Genomic DNA, 25656 nt, shown 5'->3' on the forward strand with positions numbered 1-25656 from the left:
CGGCTGAGCGTTCCGCTCAGCCGACGCTGTGCATCCAGATGACCCGCGCGAAGTCGCTGGCGGCGCGGAACGGCTCGAGCTCGTCCTCCCAGGCCTGGCCGAGGGCGAGGCGCAGCTCGCGGTGCAGCTCGATGGGGTCGGCTCCGGCGCTCTCCATGGCGGAGCGGATGCGGTCCTCGGGGACGACGGTGTTGCCGGCGCTGTCCGTCTGCGCGTAGAAGACGCCCAGCTCGGGAGTGTGCATCCACCGGCCGCCGTCGACGCCCGGAGAGGGGTCCTCGGTCACCTCGTAGCGGACGTCGGCCCAGCCGCGGAGCGCGGAGGCGATCGCCGCACCGGTGCCGACCGGTCCCTCCCAGGCGTACTCGGTGCGCTGGGCACCGCGCTGCACCGGCTGCTCGATCCAGTCGAAGTTCACGGCGCGACCGAGAGCGCGACCCGCTCCCCATTCCAGATGGGGGCAGAGCGCGCGGGGGGCGGAGTGCACGAAGAGCACACCCCGAGTCTGTTGCGTCACCACGCTGTCCTCCGTCCGTCCTGGTGCGTCTTCCCCAACGACCTGGACCACGAGCGACGTGCAGTGCCTTCTTGTGCGGTGGACGAGCCACCAGTCGAGATTATGCAGGACCCTCCGCGCCACGACAAGGCGCCTCGCCGCTCCCGCCGCCGGGTCGCGCAGATCCCCTGCCTATACTCGGGAAAGTCCGCCCGAACCGCGGCGTCGCCCGGCTCCGGGCCCGCGACCCGCTCGAGAGGAGCCCCGTGTCGGTCCGCGACGGTCTGCTCGCTCTTCTCACCCTCGGCCCCGCGTACGGGCTGCAGCTGCACGCCGAGCTGCTCGATCGGGCGGCCCACCGCCGTCGCGTCAACGTCGGGCAGATCTACTCCACGCTCGACCGGCTGCGCGAGCGCGGCCTCGTCGCGGCGGCGGGATCGACGGAGGACGGCCTCCCCCTGCACGCGCTCACCGACGAGGGACGGGCCGAGGCGCTCGCCTGGCTGAGCGGCGAGGGCGCGTCCGCCGAGGAGGACTGGGACGACGTCCTCGATCGCATCCTCCTCGCCTCGAGCCTCTCCGACGCCGACCTCGATGCGGTCCTCGACGCCTACGGGAGCACGCTCCCCGAGGAGCAGGAGGCTCTCGACGAGCACCCGCAGCGCCGCCTCGCCGCACGGGCGGTGCTGGTGCGCGACGACGCGCTGCGCCGGCTCCTCGACGCCGCCAGGGAGGAGCTCGCCGGGGCGGGCGACGGAGCGGCCGTCCGCGGCTACGCCCTCGAGCGCCCGCGGCGCGGACGCAAGGCGGCGGCGCGGGACGACGCCGCGACCGAGGGGCCGCTGAGCGCACAGAACGACCGGCACGAGACAGGCGCGGGCGCCGTCGCCTAAGGTGGGGGCTATGATCCGTTCGCCTCTCGGCCTCCGCGTGTCCACCTCCGCGCGCCGACGGCTCGTCGCAGCCGGAGCGGGCACGGTCCTCGTCCTCTGCGCCGCCCTGGCCGCGCCGATGGCGGCCTCCGCCTACGACCCGGCCGACTACCCGTCCTGGTCGGACGTCGAGGCCGCGAAGTCGAGCGAGACCGCGACCGCCGCCGAGGTCGACCGCATCACCGCGATCCTCGCCGACTTGCGCGATCAGGCCGCCGCCCTCACCGACGCCGCCATCTCCCGCGCGTCCGAGGCCGACGCCGCTCAGAGCGCGCTCGACGAGGCCACCCAGCGCGTGACCGCCCTCGAGGAGCGCGCCGCCGCGGCCCGAGCCGACGCGGACGCCGCGAAGGAGCAGGCAGGCCGGCTCGCCGCTCAGCTCTACCGCAACGGCGGCACCGACGCGACGCTGAACCTCCTGGTCGGCGGCGATCAGTCCGACAAGCTGCTCTACCGCCTCGGCACCATGAGCCAGCTCACCCTGCAGACCAGCCGCCTCCAGAGCGACGCCGAGTCGACCGAGAACGCCGCCGCCTCCCTCGCCGAGCAGGCGGAGCAGGCGCGCACGGAGCGGCTCTCCCTCGTCAGCGCCGCGCAGGACGCGCTCGCCACGGCGCAGGCCGCGCAGTCCGAGGCCGACGCGAAGGTCGCCGACCAGGAGCAGTACAGCGCCGGGCTCTACGAGCAGCTCGCCTCGCTGAAGAACACCACGGCCGCGCTCGAGGAGGAGTTCGCCACCGGTCAGGAGGCGAAGGCCGCGTTCGAGGAGCAGGAGCGCCTCTCCCGCCTTGCCGCCGAGGCGGAGGCCCGGCGTCAGCAGGCCGCGAAGGCGCCGTCCGCACCCTCCGCTCCGGCACCGGCGGCGCCCGCGGCCCCGTCGACGGGCGGAGGCGGCGGCCCGGTCGAGCTCGGCGACGACGACGCGTCCGGCAAGGACAGCAGCGCGAAGACCATCGCCGCGCTCGGCAGCTACGCCGGCCGGACCGACGGCATGTCGCCGGCGCAGGCGCAGAACTACGCGCGCTCCGTCATGGGCGTCCACGGCTGGGGCCAGGACCAGGCCGACAGCTGCCTCATCCCGCTCTGGAACGGCGAGTCGGGCTGGCGCTGGAACGCGCTGAACCGCTCCTCGGGCGCCTACGGCATCCCGCAGGCGCTGCCGGCGAGCAAGATGGCGACCTACGGCGCGGACTACCAGACCAACGCCGCGACCCAGATCGACTGGGGTCTGGCCTACATCTCCGACCGCTACGGCTCGCCGTGCGCGGCCTGGTCGGCCTGGAACAACCGCTCGCCGCACTGGTACTGAGCCACAGCACCGGAGCCTCGGTCGGGCAGTCGCGTCACTTCGCCTCGTCGTAGGCGTCGACGATCGCGACGGTGACCGGGAAGTCGGTGTCCTGATCGCCGAACAGCGCCCGCCCGGCGCGCACGGCGGCCTCGCGCACGACCGCGGCGACCCGCTCCGCCTCCTCCGCGGGCGCGTGCACGATCACTTCGTCGTGCAGGAAGTAGACGAGGTGCGCGAGCGCGCCCTCCGCGCGCAGCCGGGCCCGCAGCTCCCCCATCCAGCAGAGCGCCCACTCGGCGGCCGTGCCCTGCACGACGAAGTTGCGGGTGAAGCGCCCCCAGTCGCGGGCGCGCTGACCACCGGCGTCGACGTCGCCGGGCGGTGAGCTGCGTCCGAGCCGGGTCGACACCCGCTCGCCCCGCTCGCCGGCGCGGGCAGCCGCTTCGACGTGCGCGACGGAGAGGGGGTACGCGCGCGTGAGCCGCGGGAGCAGCCGCCCGGCCTCGCCGCTGGTCGCCCCGTACATCGCGCCGAGCATCGCGACCTTGGCTCGCGGCCGGTCCGGGACGACGCCCGCGTCGACGATGCCCTGGTAGAGGTCCTTGCCCCGCCCCGCGGCCGCCATCACGGTGTCGCCCGCCAGCGCGGCGAGGATGCGCGGCTCCAGCTGCGCCGCATCGGCGACCACCAGCTTCCAGCCCGCGTCGGCGGTCACTGCGGCGCGGATCTGCCGCGGCAGCTGCAGCGCTCCCCCGCCCGACGTCGCCCAGCGGCCGGTGACGACGCCGCCGACGACGTACTCCGGCCGGAAGCGCCCGTCGTGCACCCAGGCGTCGAGCCAGGCCCAGCCGTTGGCGGTCAGCAGGCGCGAGAGCTTCTTGTACTCCAGCAGCGGCGGGATCACCGGATGCTCGATCGAGGTCAGCTCCCAGGAGCGGGTCGACTCGACGGTCAGACCGGCGCGGCGGAGCGCGCGCAGGAGGTCCGCCGGTGAGTCGGGGTTCAGCTCGGGCGCGTCCAGCTCGCGGCGGATGTCGTCGGCCAGTGCCTCGAGGCGGGCCGGCCGTCCGCCGAAGCGCGGCCGCGGACCGAGCAGGTCGGTGAGGACGCGGTCGTGGACGTCGGCGCGCCACGGCAGCCCGGCCGCGGCGATCTCGCGGGCGATCAGCGCGCCGACCGACTCCGCGGCGAGCAGGAGCCGCAGGCGCCCGCCCTGCGCGGCCGCAGCCAGCGCCTCCTCCTGCCGGGCGAGCTCGACCAGCGGGTCCAGCTCGTCCGTCTCCGCGGGCGCCTCCTCGAAGCCGAGCAGCGTGTCGCCGGCGACCGGGGCGGCGGCCCCGGCGTCCCACGCGTCGGGAGCCGAGCGGGCGAGCGGCGAGCGCGCCGTCTGCTCCGAACGGCGGAGGATCGCCCGGGCGAGGCGGAGATCGTGGCAGCGCGCGACGTGCACGCCCTCGGCCAGGAGAGCCGGGTACCAGCGGGCGGTGTCGTCCCAGACCCAGCGCGGACGCTCCGGCTCCCGCTCGCGGACGAAGGCGGCCAGCTCGGCCGGTCCGCGCCCGCCGCCGACCTCGGCCCCCGAGCCGTCCGCGACGACCGCCCGCCACTGCCCCGTGGGGCCACCGGTGAGCGCGAGGAGCATCCGGCCATTCTCCTCCGCGGCAGAGCGAGCTCGGACGACGGCCTCCGCCGCCAGACTCATGAAGCGGGCACCCCGGCCGGCCTCGACGCCGGGTAGCCCGGGAACGGCTTCTCCTGCGCGGTCAGCGGCTGATGCGCCCACAGCGTCGCCGCGATGGTCTCCATCGACCGCGAGTAGCCCACCAGCGTGCGCTTGCCCGGCTCCGCGGCCCAGGTGACGGCCCGGAACCAGCTCTCGCGGTAGGGTCCCGTCTCGATCCTGCGGATCAGCCCGATCCGCCCGGTCCGCATCGCGTCCACCATGACCCACTCGTCGGGCCCGCTGCTGCGCAGCATCTGGAGGGGACTCCACTCGATCATCTCGCCTCCTGCCCGGTCGATCCGCTGCCGTGGCGAGCACGGGCGCCGCGGCGTACACTCGCAGACTATCGAACACATGTTCGAACGGCCAGTCGAGTCCGGCGGGTCGAGAGGAGCAGGCGGGAGCACCCACGATGGCGGTGATCGAGGAGACGGCGATGGTCGCGACCGACGGTGACGGAGTGCCCGTCGCACTCGAATGGCGCGGCGCCAGCTACCGGGTGACTGACCGTCCGACGGTCTGGACGCGCACCAGCGACTGGTGGGCGCCGCTCGACGGCTTCCCGCCGACGTTCGGCGGCGTGCCGGTCAGCATCGGCGGCTGGCGCTTCCAGGCGACCGATCTCGAGACGGGCGGAGCGTTCGTGCTCGACGTCGTCGCCTCGACGGATCCGTGCTGGAGCGTGGTGCGGTGCTACGAGTGAGGGCGGGCGGGTGCGACCCCGGACCCCGCTACTTGCTGTCGGACCAGGGCGCCTTCGTCATGGCGACCAGAGCCGCGACTCCGGAGACGAGGCCGACACCGGCGATGGCGGCTACGACGAGCCAGAGCACGAGTTCCATAGGGCCAGTCTACCGAGTGCGTCGAGCCCCCGTTCCATCGCCCGGCTCTGCAATAGCGTGAGCGGAATGACCGACTCCCCCACGCGCGCGAGCGTCGGACTGCGCTCCGAGCGCGGTCCGATCCTCCTGGCGCTGATGATCTCGACCGCGCTGGTCGCCCTCGACGCGACCATCCTCTCCACCGCGGTGCCCTCGATCGTCGCGGACCTCGGCGGCTTCGAGCAGTTCCCCTGGCTGTTCTCGATCTACCTGCTCGCCCAGGCGGTCTCGGTCCCCCTCTACGGCAAGCTCTCCGACGTGATCGGGCGGAAGCCCATCATGCTGATCGGGATCGGCCTCTTCCTCGCCGGCTCGCTGCTCTGCGGCCTGGCCTGGAGCATGCCCGCGCTGATCGCCTTCCGCGCCCTGCAGGGCCTCGGCGCCGGGGCGATCCAGCCGATGGGCATCACCATCGCCGGCGACATCTACACGGTCGCCGAGCGGGCGAAGACCCAGGGCTACCTCGCCAGCGTCTGGGGCATCTCCTCGGTCGTCGGCCCCACTCTCGGCGGTGTGCTGTCGGACCTGGGCGCCTGGCGCTGGATCTTCCTGGTCAACATCCCGCTCTGCCTGCTCGCGGCCTTCCTCCTGATCCGCAGCTTCCGCGAGACCACCCGCGGCGAGCGCACCCCGCTCGACCTCGCGGGCGCCTCGGTGCTCGCCGTCGGCACCGCGCTGCTGATCCTCGGCCTGCTCGAGGGCGGCAACGCCTGGCCCTGGCTCTCGCCCGCGGGCGTCGGCGTCTTCGTCGCCGCGGCGCTCGCCTTCGCCGGTTTCGTGGCCATCGAGCGCCGGGCGGTCGCCCCGGTGCTGCCGCTCTGGGTGCTCACGCGGCGGGTGCTGCTCTCGACGAGTCTCGTCTCGGTGACGGTCGGCGCGATCACGCTCGGCGTCACCTCCTACTTCCCGACCTTCGCGCAGGGCGTCCTCGGCAGCTCCGCCCTCGGCGCCGGCTTCGCGGTCGCCGCGATGACGATCGGCTGGCCGGTCGCGGCGAGCCTCTCCGGCAGGCTCTACCTGCGGATCGGCTTCCGCCGCACGGCCTTCCTCGGCGCGGCGCTGGTCACGGTCGGCACCGGGCTGACGATCCTCCTCGGCGCCTCGTCGAGCCTCTGGGAGATCGCGGGCTTCTGCGTGCTGATCGGCGCCGGGATGGGCCTGGTCGCGACGCCGACCCTCATCCGCGCGCAGGCGAGCGTCGAGTGGAACGAGCGCGGCGTCGTGTCCTCGACGAACTTCTTCGCCCGCAACATCGGCAGCGCGATCGCCGTCGCGGTGTTCGGCGCGATCGTCAACGCCCAGGCCGATGGCGGCGATCCGACGCCCGAGGGCCTCGCGGCCGGCACCCGCTTCGTCTGCATCGCGCTGACGGTGCTCGCCGTCGGCATGCTCTTCGCGGTCCGCGCGATGCCGAAGGACGACCCGCGACCGGCCGAGGCTCCGGCCGCGACCCCCGCGGAGTCCTAGCGCGGAGCGCGGCGGGCGGCGGAGAGGGCCCTCAGCCGCTCGACGTGCCGGCGCCGGGTGCGGTGGATCCAGCGCTGCACCGGGTCGCCGAGCCCGGGGTGCCGGCGCAGCGTGTGCAGGGCGCGGTCGAGGCGCCGCACCATGTCGGCCGCGGCGCCGAACGGTCGCGCCGAGATGCCGACCTCCAGGTGGCGGTCGTAGACGATCCGGTGGCGCAGGCCCAGGTGCACGCTGATCTCGACGTCGTCGTGCACGTAGGGGTCGTCGCGGTGCATCTCCCCCGCGATCTCCTGCCAGGCCGAGCGGCGGACGGCGCAGTTCGAGCCGAAGAGCGGCCAGTTGGCCAGCGCGGAGCCCATCAGCACGAAGTACGCGTCCATGTAGACGATCCGGGCGAGGTTCCGCGCGACCGGGCCGAGCTCGACGAACCGGCCGGGGCCGGTCACCGCTCCGACGCCCGGGTCGGCGAAGTGCGCGGCGATCCGCGCGAGCCAGTGCCGGTCCGGCTGAGAGTCGGCGTCCAGCCGGGCGAGCACGTCGCCCTCCGCCTCGTCGAAGCCGTGCGCCGTGCTGGCGGGTATGCCGGTCCCGCCGTGCACGATCACCCGCGCGCCCGCTGCACGGGCGACGTCCGCGCTGTCATCGGTGCTGCCGTCGTCGACGACGACGATCTCGAAGGGGGCGAGGGTCTGCTCGGCCAGGAGGGCGAGCAGACGCTCGAGGTGCCGGGCGTCGTCCTTGACGGGGACGACGACGGAGATGCGTCGGGAGTCCATCAGGACAGTCAACTCGATCCGGGCCCTCGCCCGGACATCCGCCACGCCCGCGACCGCGGTGACCGGTGTGTCAAGCGTCTGCCGGCCGGGCGGCGCCGGTGCTGGGATCGTGATCGAGGAGACGCGCCGCGCCTCGAAAAAGGAGACGTCATGACCCAGGGACCCCGCGACTTCCGCCCCACCCGCGCCGTCGTCACGGCCTCGGACTCCGGCATCGGCCGGGCCGCCGCCGTCGCCCTCGCCGAGGCCGGCATGGACGTCGGCATCACCTGGCACAGCGACGAGCAGGGCGCCCTGGAGACCGCGGAGGAGGTGCGCTCGCACGGCCGCCGCGCCGAGGTCGCCCGCCTCGATGCGACCGAGCTCGATCGGGTCGGCGACGTGATCGACGACCTGGCCCGGCGCCTCGGCGGACTCGACGTCTTCGTCAACAACGCGGGCGGGGGCGGCGGCGAGCCCTTCCTCGAGCAGAGCCTGGCCAGCTGGCGCGAGGTCGTCGCGCTGAACCTCGACGGAGCGTTCGTCGGCCTCCAGCGCGCCGCCCGCATCATGGTCGAGCAGGGCACCGGCGGACGCCTCATCGGCGTCACCAGCGTGCACGAGCACCAGCCCCGCGTCGGTGCGAGCGCCTACGTCGCCGCCAAGCACGGACTCGGCGGGCTGCTGAAGGTCGCCGCCCTCGAGCTCGGCCGCTACGGCATCACCGCCAACGCGGTGGCGCCCGGCGAGATCGCGACCCCGATGAACGACGCGGAGGACGTGGATCCGCACAGCATCGACCGCCCGGGCATCCCGCTCGGCCGCCCCGGCGACGCGCGCGAGATCGCTGCCGTGATCGCCCTCCTCGCCTCGCCCGCGGGCGCCTACATCACGGGAGCGTCCTACGCGGTCGACGGCGGCATGCTGCAGATGGGGCCGCAGGCCGGCTCGCACCTTCTGCAGGACGACTGGCGGGACGCCTGACCGGCCGACCATCGCGCCCGCCCGACCGGTATTCTCGAAGAGGTGCTCCGGCGGGCGGGGCGCTCGAACCGAGGGTGCAGGTGACGCGCGTGTGGTTCCGCCGTCGACGCAGGTTCAAGATGGAGCCGTACGACCCGGACGAGAACCCGTCGCGCGAGCCCGTCTCGGTCGAGGAGGCCGCGGAGGAGGGCCTGCTGCTCGCCCAGTACGCGAGCCGGATGGCCGTGAAGAACCGCGTGCTGATGGACGGCCTGGCCGAGGGCGTCGCGTTCGACGTCCGGCACTACTCCGTCATCGCCGCCGCCGAGCTGGAGAAGCTCGCCGACGAGTCGGAGGCGGCGGCCGAGCGCCTGCGCGCCATCGCCGCGGACGCGACCCTGGTCGGCGGTCGCTCCGACCACGTGCACGACTACCGCTCCGCCGACATCGACAACCTCGACCACCGCGAGCGGCTCTCGCTCGCGGTCGCCGACTCCCTGCGCCACCGCGCGCGGGACGAGCAGTACCTGGCCTCGCTCGTCGACGACGCCCGGCAGGACGCCTGGCGCGAGCTGTCGCAGTCGATCGAGGAGACCCTCGACCGCGCGCCGCTGATCGATGCGGACGACGAGGAGTACCAGCGAGACCGCTCGGTGCGGATGGCGCTCGTCGTCGTCGACGACCTGGCGAAGCTCGCCGCCGAGCGTGGAGTCGCGCTCGAGGAATGAGGCGGGCTCTCGCGGTCGGCGCGAGTCACCGGATCAGCGGCTGACGCAGATCAGCACAAGGGGACGATCAGGCCCAGCCGGCGCGGAACGACTCGGTCGCCTCGGACGAGCGCTCGCGCACGGCCTCGAGCAGCTCCACCATCGAGGTGCTCCGCAGGAACGCGAGCCGGTCGAGCTCGGTGACCGGAGCGACACCCGCGAGCTGCCAGGCGTGCGCGGCCGGGTCCTCGGCCAGCTCGACGACGGCGCCGTAGCGCTGCTCGACGAACTCGCTCGCGACCGCCAGCGCCGTCCGCACCGCGGACTCGGCGGAGCGCAGCAGTTCCTCGTGCTCGGGCGCCCACTCCAGCGGCGCGACGGGGCGCACCTCGGCCTTCGGATACGGGTCGTCGTCGTACCAGCGGACGACCTCGAAGCGGTTCTCGCCGACGCTGTCGATGGTGACGAACGACTCGGCCCCGTCGATGTTGAGGATGCGCGCGACCGTGCCGATCGGGAAGCGCTGGTCGCCGCCGCCGACCTCCTGCCCGCGCTCGATGAGCACGACGCCGAACGAGAGCGTGTCGTCCTCGAGCACGTCGCCGAGCATCCGCAGATACCGCGGCTCGAACAGCCGGAGCGGGAGCGGCATGTGCGGCAGCAGCACGGAGCCGAGCGGGAACATCGGGAGGTCAGGCACGAGAACAGCGAACCACGTCGTGCGGAGACCGGCCACTACGGGCTTCCGGGCGGCGGACGTGCTAGCGCCGACGCGGTCGACGCAGAAGGAACACCATCCGTTAACCAACGGGGAGGAAGATCCGCCCGTGACCGCTGAAGTGAACCTCGACCAGATCGTCTCCGAAGTGTCCGCGCGCCTGCGCACCCGCTTCCCCGACCGCCCCGCCGCCGAGGTGGAGTCGGCCGTCCAGAAGGAGCTCGACTCCCTCGCCGACCGCCCGGTCCAGGACTACCTCTCCGTCCTCACCGAGCGCGCCGCGAAGTCCCGCCTGAAGAAGTCCCGCCCGGACGCCTGACGCCCCCTCTCCGCTCAGTCCGCAGAAGTCGTCGCACTCGCCGTCCGAGTACGACGACTTTCGCGCACTCGCGGCGGGGACCGACGGCGAGGTCGCGTCGAGTGCGCAGAAGTTGGCGTACTCAGCGCGCGAGTACGACAACTTTTGCGGAGTCGAGGCGCGGGCCGGCGGCGCGAGGGGGACGGGACGGAAGTAGGGCGTACGGGACTTGAACCCGTGACCGACGGATTATGAGTCCGCTGCTCTGACCGGCTGAGCTAACGCCCCGCGGCGCCCGAGGCGAGCGGGGCGGGCCGTCAGGAGGCGGCTCGGCCTGCCGGAGCGGACGCTGCGTCGGCGGCCGGATCGGCCACCGGCTCCCCACGATACAGGCTCTCGAAAGTGCTGATCGTGCGGTTGATGTCGTGCGCAGCGACGATGCGGAGCGAGCTGCGCTTGAAGGCCTCGAGGCGCTCGGGGTCGGCCGTCAGGACGTCGGTGAGGCCGTCGGCGAGGGCCTGCGCGCTGCCGGGCTCGAAGAGGTGGCCGTTCTCGCCCTCGTGGACGAGGTGCGGGAGGGCCATCGCGTCGGCAGCGACCACGGGAAGGGCCGAGGCCATCGCCTCCATGGTCGCGATGCTCTGCAGCTCGGCGATGGAGGGCATCGCGAAGACGGTCGCCCGGCTGTACGCCTGCTTCAGCTCGGCGTCGGAGACGTAGCCGGTGAAGTGGACGCGGTCGGCGATGCCGAGGGTGGTGGCGAGCTGCTGCAGGTTGCGCATCTGGTCGCCGCCGCCGACGATCTCCAGCTGCGCATCCAGCGAGGGGTCGAGCAGCGAGACCGCGCGGAGCAGGACGTCGATGTGCTTCTCGCCGGTGACGCGCCCCACGAAGAGGATGCGGTTGGCGGTGCGCGGAGTGAAGTCGGGCGTGTAGTTGTCGGCGTCGATGCCGCAGGAGATGGCGTGCACGCCCTGCAGCCCCGTGTACTTCTCGAGGAACTGCGCGGCCTTGCGGGTCGGCGTCGTGACGGCCTCCGCGCGGCCGAAGGTGCGGCGGGCGGCCCGCCAGGCCATCGCCACGGCCTTCGCCTGGGCGGCCTTGGGCAGGAGCGTGAACTCGAGCATGTTCTCGGGCATGAAGTGGTTGGTACCGATGATGCGGATGCCGCGCTTGGCCGCCTCCTGACCGAGGCCGCGGCCGACGATGACGTGGGACTGGAAGTGCACGACGTCGGGCTTCACCTCGTCGAGGATCCGCGCGCTGTTCTGGCGGATGCGCCACGGCATCGCGAAGCGCAGCCAGTCGTGCGGGGGCCACCGGAGGCTGAAGAGGCGGTGCACGATGATCCGCTGGCCCTCGTGGTCCTCGACGCGGGTGCCGCTCCAGCCGTCGGCGGACGGGGCGACGACGTGCACCTCGTGGCCGCGCGCCTGCAGGCCGGCGGCGAGGCGCTCGGCGAACTTGGCGGCTCCGTTGACGTCCGGCGCGAAGGTGTCGCAGCCGATCACGACGGTCAGCGGGCGGCGGGCGGCGTCCGCCGGAGCGGAGTCGCCGGTCGACGACTCGGGGCGTGACGCGTCGCGGGGATCTGACACGGAGTGGGTCCTAACGATGTCGTGTCGCTCGAGGGAGAGGAGCGATCGGCGTGGGTTCGGGCGGGTGCACGGCGTCTCGAAGCGGTCCCAGTGTAGGCGGGGAGGGCGCCGGATCCCGGGATTGCGGCGCCTCGCGTCGGGCGGCTCAGCGGGCCTGCGGGTGGTGCTTCGCGAGGAGGAAGACGCCCCAGATGGCGACCACTCCCGCCGCGATGAAGAGCGGGATCGCCCACGGCGCCGCGTACTGCGCCTCGCCGAGGACGATGATGCCGATCGCCACGGCCACCAGCGGGTCGACGACGGTCAGGCCGGCCACGACGAGGTCCGGCGGCCCGGAGGCGTAGGCGTTCTGCACGAAGTAGCCGCCGAGCGCGGTCGCGGCCAGGAGCGCCACGATGCAGACGACGGTCAGCGGGTCGAACTCGCCGAACTTGATCCGGTTGAGGACGACCTTGGCGAGGGTGGCGACGAAGCCGTAGACGACGCCGGCGCCGAGGATGTAGAAGATCGCGCGGGCCTTCTTGCGGAAGACGCGGAAGGCGATCACGAAGATCGTCATGACGACCGCGAGGATCACCAGGATCGTGATCAGCTGCGACGTCCGGATCGACTCGTCGACCGCATTGAAGGCGGCCACCAGCACGAAGACCCCGACGCCGCCGACGCAGAGCATGATCGCGCGGATCGAGGACGCGTTCAGCCGCACCTTGCTCACCCGGGCGTTGACGATCGCCGTGATGACGAGCGCGACCGCGCCGAGGGGCTGGACGACGATGAGCGGTGAGAAGCCGAGGCTGGTGAGCTGGAAGACGATCGCGAGCGCCAGCATCAGCGTGCCGATCACCCACGACGGTCGCGAGAGCAGCGCGAAGAGCTGCCCGCCGCTGAGTCCGCTCGAGCCGGAGCGCTTCGAGAAGCGCTCGACCTTGACGACTCCGCGGTGCTGGAACTGCGCGCCGAGCGAGAGGAAGACCGCGCCGATCAGGGCGATCGGGATGCCGATGAACTTCGCCGGGTCGTTCAGAAGGTCGGCGAGGTCAGTGGGCATGGGCACGACCCTACCCACGATCGATCCGCGCATCCTCCGACGCACGGGGGACCTCGGCTAACCAGCGGATGACGATCAGGACGGCCGCCCGCAGGGCCCGCGATACCCTGATCCCCATGGCCGTCCTCCCCATCCGCATCGCCGGCGACCCCGTCCTGCACTCCCCCGCCGCCCCCGTCACCGAGTTCGACGACGCGCTCCGCACGCTCGTCGCGGACATGTTCGAGACGATGGACACGGCGCCCGGCGTCGGCCTGGCCGGACCGCAGGTCGGCGTGCCGCTGCGGCTCTTCGTCTACGACTACGAGGCCGACGACGGCACTCCCCGCCGCGGCGTCGCGATCAACCCCGAGCTGTTCGTCACCCCGACGCCGCTCGGCGAGGCCGACGAGGACACCGAGTCCGAGGGCTGCCTGTCGTTCCCCGGCGAGCGCTTCCCACTGCGGCGGTCCGAGCGCGCGATCCTGCGCGCGGTCGACCTCGACGGCACGCCGTTCGAGATCGAGGCGGAGGGCTGGTTCGCCCGCGTCTTCCAGCACGAGTTCGACCACCTCGACGGCGTCCTCTACACGGACCGCCTCGAGCACGAGTACGCCAAGCCCGTCGCGAAGATCACTCGCAAGCGCGGCTGGGGCGTGCCCGGCGTCTCCTGGACCCCGGGCGTCGAGCACCTCGAGGACTGAGCGTCCGAGGCACCCCGCCTCCGCTCCGATTCCGGGCCGGCGCTCCCTGGCCTAGGCCAGGTCGACGCCGTGCACGCCGTTGTGGTGGCGCACGGTCGGGAAGGAGGCGGTGACGCTGCGTCCGACGCCGGGCGTGCGCTTCTCGACGACGTCGCCGCCGAAGAGGCCGGCCCGCTCGCGCAGCTCCGAGAGCGCCGGGCTGTCGATCCGGTCGGTCAGCGCATGCAGGTCGGCGTCGACGGCGCTCGCGTCGGACTCGGCGCCGGCGTGGCGCTCGCGGTCGTCGTCGACCTCGACGCGGAGGCCCGTGGCGGTCCAGCGGGAGGTGATCCGCAGCTCGGTGCCGGTGCCGCCGGACTCGAGGGCCTCGTCGAAGGCGTACTCGAGGACGCGCATCACGGCGACGTCCGCGCCGTCCTGCAGCGGGAACGGCTCGCCGAAGGTCTCCTCCTGCACGACCAGGCCGCGCTCGCGGGCGCTCTCGATGAGGGCGTCCGTCCCGCCGGTCGCGGGGAGCTCGCGCGGATCGACCGCGGCGACCGTCGCGATGCGGCGCAGCTGGGCGAGCGACGCCTCCGCGGCGCTGACGGCCCGCCCGGCGGAGCGCGAGGCGGCGGCGGGATCGCGGTCGATGGTGAGGCGCACGCTCTCGGCCTCCTCGACCACCTTCGACGCGGCGCGGACGGCGAGCTGCTCGAGCTCGCCGACGATGCGCAGCCGCGCCTCCTGCTCCCGGACGGACAGCTCGAGGGCGACGGCGCGCGACGTCTCCTCGGCCCTGCTGTCGAGCGCGCGGCGCTCGGCGGCGGCGGAGCGGCGCCACAGGACGATCGCCCCCGCCGCGACGATCAGGGCGAGGACGAGGACGACTTCGAGCACGACGGCCTCCGGGGCATCAGGGAACGGCGCGGGGGGACGCCGGAGAGCGATGGTACCCGGGAGCGGGCGCGAGAGCCGGAGGCGCGGCGGGGGCTTGCGGTCGGCTCGCCCGACTCGGGCGAGCGGTCAGCCCTCGCGGCGGCTGCGCGCGACGGTGAACTTCGCGCTGCGCTCGATGATCTTGGTCGGCCCGATGGAGCGGCGCAGCTCGGCCGGGTGCGCGAGGTGCGAGTTGAAGACCGTCCACAGTTCGCCGCCGGGGCGGAGGATGCGGCCGGCGGCCGCGATCATCCGGCGCGCGACGAGGTCGGTCACCGCGCCGTCGGAGTGGAACGGCGGGTTGCAGAGCACCACGTCGACCGAGCCGTCGGCGAGCGTGGAGGCGTTGTCGTCGCGGAGCAGCCGGATGCGGTCGCCCAGGCCGTTCGCCTCGGCGGTGGCGCCGGCGGACTCCACGGCGGCGCGGGAGCTGTCGGTGGCGATCACGTCGAGGTCCGGGCGGGCGAGCGCGAGCGACGCGGCGAGCACTCCGGAGCCGCAGCCGAGGTCGACCGCGACTCCCCCGGGCAGCGCGGCCGGGTCGAGCGCGGCGAGCAGCGCCCGGGTGCCGAGGTCGAGCTTGGCGCCGGCGAAGACGCCGGGCAGTGCGACGACCTCGAGCCGGGGCTCGGCCAGACGGCGGCGCTCCGCACCGGCGGCGGGGGGCTGCTCCGCCTTCGCCTCGCTCGCGAGCAGCGCCCGCGACTTCTGCCGGGCGAGGCTGACGTCGATCCGGTCGTAGCGGCGGGCCAGCACCTCGTTCATGCCGAGCGACATGTGCTTGATCCGCCCGGCGCCGATGAGCTGCGCGGCGGGGTTCGCGAGCGCGACCTCGGCCGCGACGGCGGCCAGCGCGTCGAGCGAGCGCGGGAGGCGCAGCAGCACGATCTCGGCGCCCTCGACCGCCTGGGCGATCGAGTCGGCGATCGTGAAGAGCGCGAGCTCGATGCCGGCGGCGCGGACCGCCTCGGCGTTGGCGGCGAGGGCCCGCTCGGCGACGATCGAGTCCTGGGCGGAGGAGACCGCCACGCCGTCAGCGGCGAGGGCCAGCGTCAGCGCGCCGTAGGCGTCGCCGACGACGGCGACCCGGGAGTGCCCCGCGGCGAGGTCGAGGAGGAGGCGGTCGCTCGCGTCGACCGCGACGAGGTCGGGGGCCTCGACGTCGGGCCGGCGGCGGAGGAGGTCGAGGACGTCGTCGCGCATGGGGGCTCCGGTCGGGGTCGCGGCAGGGAGCACGGCGGACCGGTGAGCACACAGGGAACGAGGCGCGGAGACCGGGCCCGGAGGACCGACTCGAGGGCACGAAAAAGGGCCCAGGAGTGGAGTCCCAGGCCCTTCGCTCCCCGACTTGGACTCGAACCAAGAACCTACCGGTTAACAGCCGATTGCTCTGCCAATTGAGCTATCGAGGATCATCCGCTCACCCGGAGGCGAACAGCGCGTGACTACTTTAGCAAAGTCTGCGCGAACTCCAAATCCTGGATCAGTAGCCGAGCGCCGGGTCGACGACGCCGAGCAGTTCGCGGCCCGCGGCGAAGGCGGCGACGTTGGCGCGGACCCGCTCGGCGAGCAGCGGCGTCGTCATCTCCGGGGTGTCCGCGGAGTGCGGAGTGATCAGGCAGCGCGGCTCGCTCCAGAGCGGGTGCCCGTCCGGCAGAGGCTCCGGGTCGGTGACGTCGAGGGCGGCCCCGGCGAGCCGTCCCTCCGCGAGGGCGGTCACGAGAGCGTCCGTGTCGACGAGGCTCCCCCGGGCGACGTTGACCAGCACGGCCTCGGCCGGCAGCCGCCGCAGCAGCTCGGCGTCGACCAGCCGGGCGGTGCCGTCGGTCGCAGCGGCCGCGAGCACGAGGACGTCGGCCTCGCCGCCCACGTCGGGCAGCTGGTCCGCGATGACCGTGCGGTCGGCTCCGGGCACCTCCGCGGCGGTCCGGCGCACCACGGTGACGTGCGCGTCGAAGACGCTCAGCAGCCGCAGGAGCTCCACGGCGATGCCGCCCGCGCCCACGACGACGACCCGTGCGCGGTGCAGGGTCCTGGCGCGCTTCGCTCCCCAGGAGTCGGCGCGGGCGCGCTCGGGCAGCGAGCGCAGCAGCGCGAGGGTCAGCGCGAGGGCGTGCTCGGCGACCAGCTCGGCGTAGGCACCCTTCGCGCTCGTCCAGCGCAGCCCCTCCCGCCCGGTGCTGCGCAGCACGGGCGCGAACACGTCGACCCCCGCCCAGGGCAGCTGCACCCAGCGGAGGCCCGGGTGCTCCGCGAGGACCGCCGCGAGCTCGTCGGTGCGGCCGTAGGAGAGCCAGAGCAGCGCCTCCGCGTCCTCGACGCCGACGACGGTCCCGCCGCCGGCCTCGATCGCGTCGGTGAAGATCTGCTTCGGCCGGGGCAGGACGGCGAGGCGCGGCGCGGTCATCCGGCCTCCTCCGCGGGCGCCGTGCGCGCGGCGCGGGAAGCATCGAAGCGCTCGAACTCGGCGAAGGCGGCGCCGAGCTCGCGGACGTACGGGTGCCGGGAGTCGTTCAGCACCTCGAGCAGCGGTCCGTAGGCGACCACCTCGCCCTCGACCAGCACGGCGATCCGGTCGGTGGCCCGGCTGAGCACGTCGATGTCGTGGCTCACGACGACCGCGGCGAAGCCCTCCTGCCGGCGCAGATCGGTGAGCAGGTCCACGATCGACTCGCGGACGGTCGCGTCGATGCCGGAGGTCGGCTCGTCGGCGATCAGCACCTTCGGGCCGAGCACGAGCGCGCGCGCGATCGCGACGCGCTGCCGCTGACCACTGGAGAGCTCGTAGGGGAAGCGGTCGAGCAGGAACAGCGGCAGGTGCACGGAGTCGAGCAGCGTCGCCACCCGCACCGCCGCGCTCCTCGGGTCGTAGTGCCGGTCGCGGAGGAAGATCGGCTCGGCGATCAGCTCGGAGACGGTCAGCTCCGGGCGCAGCACCGCGCCGGCGTCCTGCGCGAGGTGCGCGACGTCGAAGGTGAAGCGCTTGACCTCGCGGGCGGGCATCCCGCGGAGTCGGTGGCCGGAGACGGTGGCCTCGCCGCCGATGATCACCGGCCGCGTGCGCGCCCCGGCGCCAGCCGGGCCGTCGAGACCCTCGCCGCCGAGGACGCGCGCCAGCGTCGACTTGCCGGAGCCGCTGCCGCCGAGGATGCCGAGCACCTCACCCGGCTCGACGCGCAGGCTGACCCCGCGCAGCGCGGTCCAGCGCCCGCTGATGCCGCGCGGCGGGTACTCGACGCTCAGGTCGTCGACGACGATGGGCGCCGAGGCGGCGGCGGCTCGGCTCACGCCTTCCGCTCCGCCTCGACGATGCTGCGCAGGAGCTCGCGGCGCTCGGCCTGCTCCCCCGGGTCCGGCACCGGCAGCGAGGCCAGCAGCCGCTGCGTGTACGGGTGCTTCGGCGCGGACAGCACCTCCTCGCCCGTGCCCTCCTCGACCAGCTCGCCGCGGTAGAGCACGGCGATCCGGTCGGCGAGCAGGTCGACGACGGCGAGGTCGTGGCTGATGAAGAGCGAGGCGAAGCCGAACTCGCGCTGCAGCTCCGCGAACAGCTCGAGCACGCGCGCCTGCACCGAGACGTCGAGCGCGGAGGTCGGCTCGTCGGCGATCAGCAGCTTCGGCTCGAGGGCGAGCGACCGTGCCAGGCTGGCGCGCTGGCGCTGGCCGCCGGAGAGCTCGTGCGGGTAGCGGTCGCCGTAGGAGCGCGGCAGCTGCACCGCCTCGAGCAGCTCGTCGACCCGCTTCCGGGCGGCACCGGCGTCGCGGGCGCGGCCGTGCACGATCAGCGGCTCGGCGACGCACTCGGCGATCGTCAGCAGCGGGTTGAAGCTCGACGCCGGGTCCTGGAAGACGAAGCCGATGTCGCCGCGGACGGGGCGGAAGGCGCGCTCGCGGATGCCGCGCATCTCCTTGCCGAGCACCCGCAGCGAGCCGCCGGTAACGGTGGTCAGTCCGGCGATCGCCCGGCCGATGGTCGTCTTGCCCGAGCCGCTCTCGCCGACCAGGCCGAGCACCTCGCCCGCGCGGATGCGGAAGGAGACGCCGTCGACGGCGACGAAGCCGGGGCGGCCGAGGCGGCCTGGGTACTGGATCCGCAGATCCTCGGCGAGGACGAGCGTCTCCGCCTCCGGGGCGCCGGCGCGCTCGATGGCGCGCTCCTTCGCCCGGGCGACGCCCTGGCCCACGTGCGGCACGGCGGCGAGGAGCTTGCGGGTGTACTCGGCCTTCGGAGCGGCGAACAGCTCGGCGACCGGCGCCTCCTCGACCAGCTCGCCCTGGTACATCACCGCGACGCGATCGGCCAGGTCGGCGACGACGCCCATGTTGTGGGTGATCAGGACGATCGAGGTGCCGAAGTCGTCGCGGCAGCGGCGGAGCAGGTCGAGGATCTCGGCCTGCACCGTCACGTCGAGGGCCGTGGTCGGCTCGTCGGCGACGATCAGCCCCGGGTCGAGCACGAGCGCCATCGCGATGACGACGCGCTGCTTCTGGCCTCCGGAGAACTGGTGCGGGTAGTAGTCGACCCGCTTCTCCGGCTCGGGGATGCCGACCGTGCGCAGGACGTCGATGGCGCGCTTCCGCGCGTCCTTGCGCGAGACGGAGGCGTGCGCGCGCAGCCCCTCCGCGATCTGCCAGCCGACGGTGAAGACCGGGTTGAGGGCGGTGCCGGGCTCCTGGAAGACCATCGCGACATCGGTGCCGCGGAGCTCGCGCAGGCGCGACTTCGGCACCGAGACCACGTCGGTCGACGAGCTGCCGTCCTTCTTCGAGAGCAGGATGACGCCGGACGCCGTCGCCGTCTCGGGCAGCAGCCCGAGGATGGTCTTGGCGGTCACGGTCTTGCCGCTGCCGGACTCGCCGACGATGGCGAGCACCTCGCCGCGCTCGACGCGGAGGCTGACGCCGGCCACCGCGCGAACGGCGCCGCGATCGCTCGCGAAGGCGACCTCGAGGTCCTGGATGTCGACGATCGGGCGGGAGCCCGCGTCGGCGGGACGGCTGTCGGCGGGACGCTGGACGCTCATCGGGTCTTCTCCACTCCGGCGACGGGATCGTGTCCCGGCGTCTCCAGGCCGTCCGCGGGGAGCGCGCCGCCCGGGACGACGGACGTCGCGGCGACGTCGCCGGAACCGGCGGCCACTGCGCGCCGGCCGCGCAGGCGCGGGTCGGCGAGGTCGTTGAGGCTCTCGCCGACCAGCGTGATGCCGAGCACGACGAGGACGATGGCCAGGCCCGGGAAGACCGAGGTCCACCAGATGCCGCTGGTCACGTCGGACAGCGCCTTGTTGAGGTCGTAGCCCCACTCGGCGGCAGAGGTCGGCTCGATGCCGAAGCCGAGGAAGCCCAGGCCCGCGAGGGTGAGGATCGCCTCGGACGAGTTGAGCGTGAAGATCAGCGGCAGGGTGCGGGTGGCGTTGCGCAGCACGTGCTTGAACATGATCCGCGGGGTCGACGCCCCGATGACCTTCGCCGACTCGACGAAGGCGTCGCCCTTGATCCGGACCGTCTCGGCGCGGATCACCCGGAAGTACTGCGGGATGTAGACGACCGTGATCGAGACCGCGGCGGCGAAGATGCCCGACCAGAGGTTCGACTGCCCGCCGGAGATCACGATCGACATCACGATCGCGAGCAGCAGGGTCGGGAAGGCGTAGATCGCGTCGCAGATCACGACGAGCACGCGGTCGAGCCAGCCGCCGAGGTAGCCCGAGACGAGACCGAGGAAGACGCCGAGGAAGATCGACAGCACGACGGCGACCACGATGACGAGGAACGCCGTCTGGGCGCCCCAGATCACGCGCGAGAGCACGTCGTAGCCGCCGACGGTGGTGCCGAGCAGGTGCTCGGCACTCGGCGGCTGCTGCGCGCCGAACGACTCGGTGCCGGTGCGCAGCTGCGAGTAGCCGTAGGGGGCGATCAGCGGGGCGAGGGCCGCGACGAGGAGGAACGCGCCGGTGATCACGAGACCGGTGACGAGCATCCCGCGCTGCAGGCCCACGCTCTGCCGGAGCTGGTGGACGACCGGCAGCCGGTCGACGAGGCGGCGGCGCGGGCGCGCCGGTGTGGTGGTGCTCATGGGTCAGTACCTCACTCGCGGGTCGATGAGCGCCGCGATGACGTCGACGATGAAGTTGGTCAGCGCCACGATCACGGCCAGCAGGGCGACGATGCCCTGCACGGCGACGAAGTCGCGCGCCTGGAGGTACTCGGCCAGCTGGAAGCCGAGGCCCTTCCACTCGAAGGTCGTCTCGGTGAGCACCGCGCCGCCCAGCAGCAGGGCGATCTGCAGGCCGATGACGGTGATGATCGGGATGAGCGCCGGACGGTAGGCGTGCGTGCGGACCAGGCGGAACTCGCTCACTCCGCGCGAGCGGGCGGCGTCGACGTAGTCGGTGCCGAGGGTGCCGATCACGTTGGTGCGCACGAGGCGGAGGAAGATGCCGGCGGTGAGCAGGCCGAGCGCGATCGCCGGCAGGACCGCGTGCGAGAGCACGTCGGCGACGGCGGCGGGGTCGCCGGTCTGGATCGCGTCGATCAGGTAGATGCCGGTCTTGTTCTCGAGGAACTGCAGCGAGAGCTCGGTGTTCGTGGTCGCGCGACCGGCGACCGGGAACCACTTGAGCCAGACCGAGAAGACGAGCTTGAGCAGCAGCCCCGCGAAGAAGACGGGGGTCGCGTAGCAGAGGATCGCGAAGATGCGCAGGACCGCGTCGGGCGTGCGGTCGCGGTGGTAGGCGGCGAGCATCCCGAGCGGGATGCCGACGAGGAACGCCACGATCAGGGCGTAGAAGGCGAGCTCGACGGTCGCGGCGCCGTAGGTGACCAGCACCTCGGTGACCGGGCGGTTGTCGCTCAGGGTGGTGCCGAAGTCGCCGCGCAGCAGGTTGCCGAGGTACTCGAGGTACTGCACGATCAGCGGGCGGTCGTAGCCGGCGGCGGCGACGCGCTCGGCCAGCTGGTCGGCGGTGAGCCGACCGCCCAGCGCCGCGGTGATCGGGTCGCCCGTCGAGCGCATGAGCAGGAACACCATCGTCACGAGGATGAAGACGGTCGGGATGATGAGCAGGAAGCGGACGAGCAGATAGCGCCCGAGTCCTCCTCCGGAGCCGCGCGGTCGCCGGGTGGGCGCCGTCGCCGCAGCCGTCGTGGCTGTCGTCACGTGATGCCTTTCGTGGAGAACGGCCGGCGCCCCCCGGGTGGGGAGGCGCCGGCCGGAGGGGTGGATCAGCCCTTGCTGAGCGCCGCGTAGCGGAACTTGAACGAGGCGTCGAGGGTGTCCTCGGCTCCGCTCACGGTGCTGCCGACGATCGCGACCTGCGAGCCCTGGAGGTAGGGCAGGGTCGACAGCTGCGCCGCGACCTTGTCCTGGATCTCCTCGATCAGCGCGGTGCGCGCATCGGCGTCGGTGGTGGAGACCTGCTCGGCGATCAGGCTCTGCACGTCGGCGTCGTCGAAGTGGTTCGCGAGGAAGTTCTCCTTGATGAAGAACGGCGACAGGTAGTTGTCGGCGTCGGAGTAGTCCGGGAACCAGCCGAGCTGGTACGCCGGGTAGACGTCGCTCGAGCGGTCCTTGGAGTACTGGACCCACTCGGTCGTCTGCAGGTTCACGGTGAACAGGCCGGTCGACTCGAGCTGGTCCTTGATCAGCGCGTACTCGTCGCCCGAGGACGGACCGTAGTGGTCGTTCGAGTACTGCAGGTTGAGGGTGACCGGGGTGGTGACGCCCGCGGCCTGGAGCGTGGCGGCCGCCTTGTCGGCGTCGACACCGCCCTGGCCGTCGCCGTAGAGGCCCTTGAGGGACTCGGTCGCACCGGTGAGGCCCTGGGGGACGTAGGAGTACAGCGGGGTGTAGGTGCCCTTGTAGACCTGGTCGGCGATCTCCTGGCGGTCGATCAGATCGGCCGCGGCCTGGCGGACGGCGAGCGCCTTGGCCGCGTCGGCCTCGGCGGTCGTCGCGCCGAACGGCTGCGTGTCGAAGTTGAAGACGATGTAGCGGATCTCGCCGCCGGGACCGTCGACGACCTTGACCGCGTCGTTCCCGCGGAGGTCCTCGACGTCGGTCGCGGAGAGGCTCCGGTACGCGACGTCGATGTTGCCCTCCTGGATGTCCAGCTTGAGGTTCGAGCTGTCCGCGTAGTACTTGACGTTGACGGTGCCGGTCTTCGCCGCGCCGAGCACGCCCTGGTAGTCGTCGTACGCCTTGTACTGGATGAGGTTGTTCACGTCGTAGTTGGCGATCGTGTACTGCCCGGCGAAGGCGTCGCCCGAGACGATGTCCGCGTCGGCGGTCAGCTCGTCGGCCGAGAAGACCTCCTCGTCCACGATCGGGCCCGCGGGGCTCGAGAGGATCTGCGGGAAGGTCTGGTCGTTCTCCGACTTCAGCGTGAAGACGACGGTGGTGTCGTCCGGCGCCGCGACGCTGTCGAGGTTCGCGAGGAGCGACGACGGGCCGTTCTCGGCCGCGATGGCGACCTGGCGGTCGAAGGAGAACTTGACGTCCGAGGAGGTCAGGTCGTGGCCGTTGGCCCACTTCAGGCCGTCCTTGAGCGTGACCGTGTACTCGGTCGGCGTCGTGAACTCGGCCGACTCGGCGATGTCGGGCTCGACGTCCGGGCTGCCGTAGGGGGTGTTCATCAGGAACGGGAACACCTGGTTCATCACGGCGAAGGAGCCGTTGTCGTACGAACCGGCGGGGTCGAGCGTGGTGATCTTGTCGGTGGTGCCGATGGTGAGCGTGCCGCCGGCCGCGCCGCCGGTCGAGTCCCCGCCGCCGGCGGAGCAGCCCGCCAGCACGAGCGCGACCGCGGCGAAGCCTGCTGCCGTGCCGAGTGCCCGCGAACCGCGAGTGAATCCGGATGTCATCTCCGTCTGCCTCTTCCTGTCAGAAATCGGATGCGGACCTCGGCGTGGAACGCGGTCCCGCGGCGCAGAGTCCGTCTCGCACGGGGTCCGTGCGGAGCGGTGTCGATCCGGCGCACTGTCCTTCAGGCGCACGGTGTTCTCTGGGCGCACGGGGGCCACGACGCTGAGCGCCCGCATTGCTGTTCCTCAGTGGTAACACATGCGGAAGCGCTCTCCGAACCGGCGCGGGCCGTCGAGCGCTTTCTTCACACGACTGCAACACGTCCCTCATCGAGGGCACGGGGCACCCGCGGCGCCCTCATTCGGTGCGCAGGGCCCGCTTCTCGCGCTCCAGCTCGACCAGGCGGACCTGCACGGCGCGGGAGAGCACGGGGTCGGTCGAGGCGCGCTGCAGGGCGCCGCGCAGCTCGGCGATCTCGCGCAGGAGGTCGCGCTCGATCAGCGAGATGGCGACGTCCTTCGAGTAGCGGGCGAGGCCGGCCTCGTCGGCCGCCGGGATGGGCGCCACGGCGAGCTGGTGCACGAGCGAGGCGAACGGCCCGGGCACGTCGGCCGCCACGTGCTCGACCCAGTCGCGGTCCTGCGCGCGCTCGAGGTTGGCGACCACGGCGTCGCGGACGACGCGGAGGGTCTCGTTCGTGACGGCGGCGTGCGCGGCCCGGGCGAGCAGCGACTCCCCCATCACCTGGGGCAGCTGGAGCATGGCCATCAGCGCCTCGCGCTCGATCCGCGTGACGACGTCGACGGGGAGGTCGGCGATCCGGGCGCCGGCGGGCGCCTCGGGGGCGTCCTCCTGCGGGCGCTCGTCCCGGCCGCCCGGGGCGTTGCGCGCGCGCGAGCCGGCGGAGCGGACGGCGGAGTTGACCTCGGACATGTCCAGGCCGAGCATCCGGGCCAGCTCGCGGGAGTAGCCGGGGCGCAGCGCCGGGTCGCGGATCTCGGCGACGACCGGGGCGGCGGCGCGGAGGGCGGCGATCCGGCCCTCGACCGTGTCGAGGTCGTAGCGGGACAGCAGCTGCCGGATGACGAACTCGAACATCGGCTTCTTGTCGTCGATGAGGCGGCGGACGGCGTCGTCGCCGCGGTTGAGCCGCAGGTCGCACGGGTCGAGGCCCTCGGGCGCGACGGCGACGAAGGTCTGCGCGGCGAAGCGGTGCTCCTCCTGGAAGGCGCGCATCGCCGCCTTCTGGCCGGCGGCGTCCGGGTCGAAGGTGAAGACGACCTCGCCGACCCCGCTGTCGTCGCCGAGCACGCGGCGCAGGACCTTGATGTGGTCGACGCCGAAGGAGGTGCCGCAGGTGGCGACCGCGGTCGTGACGCCGGCGAGGTGGCAGGCCATCACGTCGGTGTAGCCCTCGACGACGACGACCCGGTGGCCGCGGGAGATGTCGCGCTTGGCCAGGTCGAGCCCGTAGAGGACCTGCGACTTGTGGTAGACGGGCGACTCGGGGGTGTTCAGGTACTTCGGGCCCTTGTCCTCCTCGAGCAGGCGGCGGGCGCCGAAGCCGACGGTCTGCCCGGTGACGTCGCGGATCGGCCAGACGAGGCGGCCGCGGAAGCGGTCGTAGACGCCGCCGCGGTTGCTGCTGCTGACGAGGCCCGCCGTGGTGAGCTCCTCCTCGGAGAAGCCGCGGCGCTTGAGCGCGGTGGTCAGGCCGTCCCAGCCGTCGGGGGCGAAGCCGACGCCGAAGCGGTCGGCCGCCGCGCGGTCGAAGCCGCGCTCGCCGAGGAAGCGGCGGCCGACGTCGGCGCCGGGGGTGGCGAGCTGCTCGCGGAAGAACTCCTCGGCGGCGTTGTTCGCGGCGATGAGCCGGGCGCGTCCGCCGGTCTCGGGGGCCTGGCCGCCGCCCTCCTCGTACTGCAGCGGGAAGCCGATGCGGCCGGCGAGCCGCTCGACCGTCTCGCTGAACGAGGTGTGGTCCATCTTCATGACGAAGCTGTAGACGTCGCCCGACTCCTGGCAGCCGAAGCAGTGGTAGAAGCCGGCCTGGGGTCGCACGTGGAAGCTCGGGCTGCGCTCGTCGTGGAACGGGCAGAGCCCCTTGAGCGAGCCGACGCCCGCCGACTTCAGGGTGACGTACTCGCCGACCACGTCCGCGATGTTGACCCTGGCCTTGACCTCCTCGACATCCGTCTGTCGAATCCGAGGCATGCCTCCCATCGTATCCGCCGCCACCCGCCCCCCGGCCGAGTGCGCCGTTTCCGCCCGCCCCGCACGCTGGTCGAGCAGCCGCGGAACCAGTAAGAAGGAGCGCCGACCGGCGCACGCACATGCTGGTCGAGCAGCCCCAGAACCAGCAAGGAGGAGCGCCGAAC

General features: G+C 72.9%; 24 protein-coding genes and 2 tRNA genes. 8 read left to right on the forward strand and 18 right to left on the reverse strand.

The genetic code is table 11. The features are described 5' to 3' along the window. Positions 1–16: 16 nt before the first annotated feature. The gene (locus MT351_RS07205) at positions 17–520 is read right to left on the reverse strand and encodes a DUF3145 domain-containing protein (RefSeq protein WP_243581736.1); all 504 of its coding nucleotides are present in this window, start codon (positions 518–520) and stop codon (positions 17–19) included. A gap of 242 nt (positions 521–762) precedes the next feature. On the opposite strand from MT351_RS07205, the gene MT351_RS07210 reads away from it, so the two are divergent. Both MT351_RS07210 and MT351_RS07220 read left to right on the forward strand, forming a co-directional pair. Continuing rightward, a complete protein-coding gene (locus tag MT351_RS07210; protein ID WP_243581738.1) occupies positions 763–1389 on the forward strand; it encodes a PadR family transcriptional regulator in 627 nt (208 codons plus the stop codon). A gap of 10 nt (positions 1390–1399) precedes the next feature. Then, positions 1400–2737 carry a hypothetical protein gene (locus MT351_RS07220; RefSeq protein ID WP_279398112.1) on the forward strand — a complete coding sequence of 446 codons (1338 nt, stop codon included), beginning with the start codon at positions 1400–1402 and terminating at the stop codon, positions 2735–2737. A gap of 34 nt (positions 2738–2771) precedes the next feature. On the opposite strand, the gene MT351_RS07225 is transcribed toward MT351_RS07220, so the two are convergent. Then, the gene (locus tag MT351_RS07225; RefSeq protein WP_243581740.1) at positions 2772–4361 is read right to left on the reverse strand and encodes a bifunctional 3'-5' exonuclease/DNA polymerase; all 1590 of its coding nucleotides are present in this window, start codon (positions 4359–4361) and stop codon (positions 2772–2774) included. Between the two features lie 56 nt (positions 4362–4417). Further along, on the reverse strand, positions 4418–4720 hold the full coding sequence (locus MT351_RS07230; RefSeq protein WP_243581742.1) for a hypothetical protein: 303 nt from the start codon (positions 4718–4720) through the stop codon (positions 4418–4420). 158 nt (positions 4721–4878) lie between these two features. Between MT351_RS07230 and MT351_RS07235 the strand changes: the two genes are divergently transcribed. Together MT351_RS07235 and MT351_RS07240 are read left to right on the forward strand one after the other, a co-directional pair. Then, entirely contained in the window at positions 4879–5145 is a 267-nt protein-coding gene (locus tag MT351_RS07235; RefSeq protein ID WP_243581743.1) for a hypothetical protein, read from the forward strand. A gap of 205 nt (positions 5146–5350) precedes the next feature. Next, on the forward strand, positions 5351–6790 hold the full coding sequence (locus MT351_RS07240; protein WP_243581744.1) for an MDR family MFS transporter: 1440 nt from the start codon (positions 5351–5353) through the stop codon (positions 6788–6790). On the opposite strand, the gene MT351_RS07245 is transcribed toward MT351_RS07240, so the two are convergent. Beyond that, the gene (locus MT351_RS07245; protein WP_123735474.1) at positions 6787–7566 is read right to left on the reverse strand and encodes a glycosyltransferase family 2 protein; all 780 of its coding nucleotides are present in this window, start codon (positions 7564–7566) and stop codon (positions 6787–6789) included. The two genes, MT351_RS07240 and MT351_RS07245, sit on opposite strands and share 4 nt — an antisense overlap. A 150-nt stretch (positions 7567–7716) precedes the next feature. Between MT351_RS07245 and MT351_RS07250 the strand changes: the two genes are divergently transcribed. Both MT351_RS07250 and MT351_RS07255 read left to right on the forward strand, forming a co-directional pair. Further along, a complete protein-coding gene (locus MT351_RS07250; RefSeq protein ID WP_243581745.1) occupies positions 7717–8529 on the forward strand; it encodes an SDR family oxidoreductase in 813 nt (270 codons plus the stop codon). 119 nt (positions 8530–8648) lie between these two features. Continuing rightward, complete coding sequence (locus tag MT351_RS07255; protein WP_243581746.1) at positions 8649–9236, forward strand: hypothetical protein; 588 nt, start codon at positions 8649–8651, stop codon at positions 9234–9236. Between the two features lie 67 nt (positions 9237–9303). On the opposite strand, the gene MT351_RS07260 is transcribed toward MT351_RS07255, so the two are convergent. Next, the gene (locus MT351_RS07260; RefSeq protein WP_243581747.1) at positions 9304–9915 is read right to left on the reverse strand and encodes an LON peptidase substrate-binding domain-containing protein; all 612 of its coding nucleotides are present in this window, start codon (positions 9913–9915) and stop codon (positions 9304–9306) included. Positions 9916–10042: 127 nt separating this feature from the next. On the opposite strand from MT351_RS07260, the gene MT351_RS07265 reads away from it, so the two are divergent. After that, positions 10043–10252 carry a three-helix bundle dimerization domain-containing protein gene (locus tag MT351_RS07265; RefSeq protein WP_132437785.1) on the forward strand — a complete coding sequence of 70 codons (210 nt, stop codon included), beginning with the start codon at positions 10043–10045 and terminating at the stop codon, positions 10250–10252. A gap of 193 nt (positions 10253–10445) precedes the next feature. Here MT351_RS07265 and MT351_RS07270 read toward each other — a convergent pair. From MT351_RS07270 to MT351_RS07280, 3 genes are all read right to left on the reverse strand, one after another. Then, positions 10446–10519 (reverse strand) — tRNA-Ile (locus MT351_RS07270). Between the two features lie 29 nt (positions 10520–10548). Continuing rightward, complete coding sequence (locus MT351_RS07275; RefSeq protein WP_374204758.1) at positions 10549–11829, reverse strand: glycosyltransferase; 1281 nt, start codon at positions 11827–11829, stop codon at positions 10549–10551. A gap of 145 nt (positions 11830–11974) precedes the next feature. After that, positions 11975–12877 (reverse strand): DMT family transporter, encoded by a 903-nt coding sequence (locus MT351_RS07280; RefSeq protein WP_123445647.1) that lies wholly within the window; start codon positions 12875–12877, stop codon positions 11975–11977. 116 nt (positions 12878–12993) lie between these two features. Here MT351_RS07280 and def point away from each other — a divergent pair, with 116 nt between their 5' ends. Continuing rightward, complete coding sequence (def, locus tag MT351_RS07285) at positions 12994–13560, forward strand: peptide deformylase (RefSeq protein WP_127886296.1); 567 nt, start codon at positions 12994–12996, stop codon at positions 13558–13560. A 51-nt stretch (positions 13561–13611) separates the two neighbouring features. Here the strand turns inward: def and MT351_RS07290 are convergent, their stop codons facing one another. From MT351_RS07290 to dnaG, 10 genes are all read right to left on the reverse strand, one after another. Then, a complete protein-coding gene (locus MT351_RS07290; RefSeq protein WP_243581749.1) occupies positions 13612–14439 on the reverse strand; it encodes a hypothetical protein in 828 nt (275 codons plus the stop codon). A gap of 126 nt (positions 14440–14565) precedes the next feature. Further along, positions 14566–15681 (reverse strand): class I SAM-dependent methyltransferase, encoded by a 1116-nt coding sequence (locus tag MT351_RS07295; RefSeq protein ID WP_243581751.1) that lies wholly within the window; start codon positions 15679–15681, stop codon positions 14566–14568. 136 nt (positions 15682–15817) lie between these two features. Continuing rightward, positions 15818–15890, reverse strand: a tRNA-Asn gene (locus tag MT351_RS07300). A 71-nt stretch (positions 15891–15961) separates the two neighbouring features. Beyond that, a complete protein-coding gene (locus tag MT351_RS07305; RefSeq protein ID WP_243581753.1) occupies positions 15962–16885 on the reverse strand; it encodes a D-isomer specific 2-hydroxyacid dehydrogenase family protein in 924 nt (307 codons plus the stop codon). Further along, a complete protein-coding gene (locus MT351_RS07310; RefSeq protein ID WP_243581754.1) occupies positions 16882–17766 on the reverse strand; it encodes an ATP-binding cassette domain-containing protein in 885 nt (294 codons plus the stop codon). Before MT351_RS07310 ends, MT351_RS07305 begins: the two co-directional genes overlap by 4 nt. Next, positions 17763–19502: an ABC transporter ATP-binding protein gene (locus MT351_RS07315; protein ID WP_123735468.1), complete on the reverse strand. Its 1740-nt coding sequence runs from the start codon at positions 19500–19502 to the stop codon at positions 17763–17765. The genes MT351_RS07310 and MT351_RS07315 overlap by 4 nt, the downstream gene beginning before the upstream one ends. Then, the gene (locus MT351_RS07320) at positions 19499–20554 is read right to left on the reverse strand and encodes an ABC transporter permease (protein ID WP_123732121.1); all 1056 of its coding nucleotides are present in this window, start codon (positions 20552–20554) and stop codon (positions 19499–19501) included. The genes MT351_RS07315 and MT351_RS07320 overlap by 4 nt, the downstream gene beginning before the upstream one ends. A 3-nt stretch (positions 20555–20557) precedes the next feature. Then, positions 20558–21637 carry an ABC transporter permease gene (locus MT351_RS07325; RefSeq protein WP_123735467.1) on the reverse strand — a complete coding sequence of 360 codons (1080 nt, stop codon included), beginning with the start codon at positions 21635–21637 and terminating at the stop codon, positions 20558–20560. A 65-nt stretch (positions 21638–21702) separates the two neighbouring features. Next, entirely contained in the window at positions 21703–23340 is a 1638-nt protein-coding gene (locus MT351_RS07330) for an ABC transporter substrate-binding protein (RefSeq protein ID WP_123735466.1), read from the reverse strand. 298 nt (positions 23341–23638) lie between these two features. Next, positions 23639–25492, reverse strand: coding sequence for a DNA primase (dnaG, locus tag MT351_RS07335; RefSeq protein ID WP_123735465.1), 1854 nt, complete (start codon positions 25490–25492; stop codon positions 23639–23641). Positions 25493–25656: the final 164 nt, after the last annotated feature.

This window comes from Rathayibacter sp. VKM Ac-2926, from assembly GCF_022815565.1.
Classification (GTDB): domain Bacteria; phylum Actinomycetota; class Actinomycetes; order Actinomycetales; family Microbacteriaceae; genus Rathayibacter; species Rathayibacter festucae.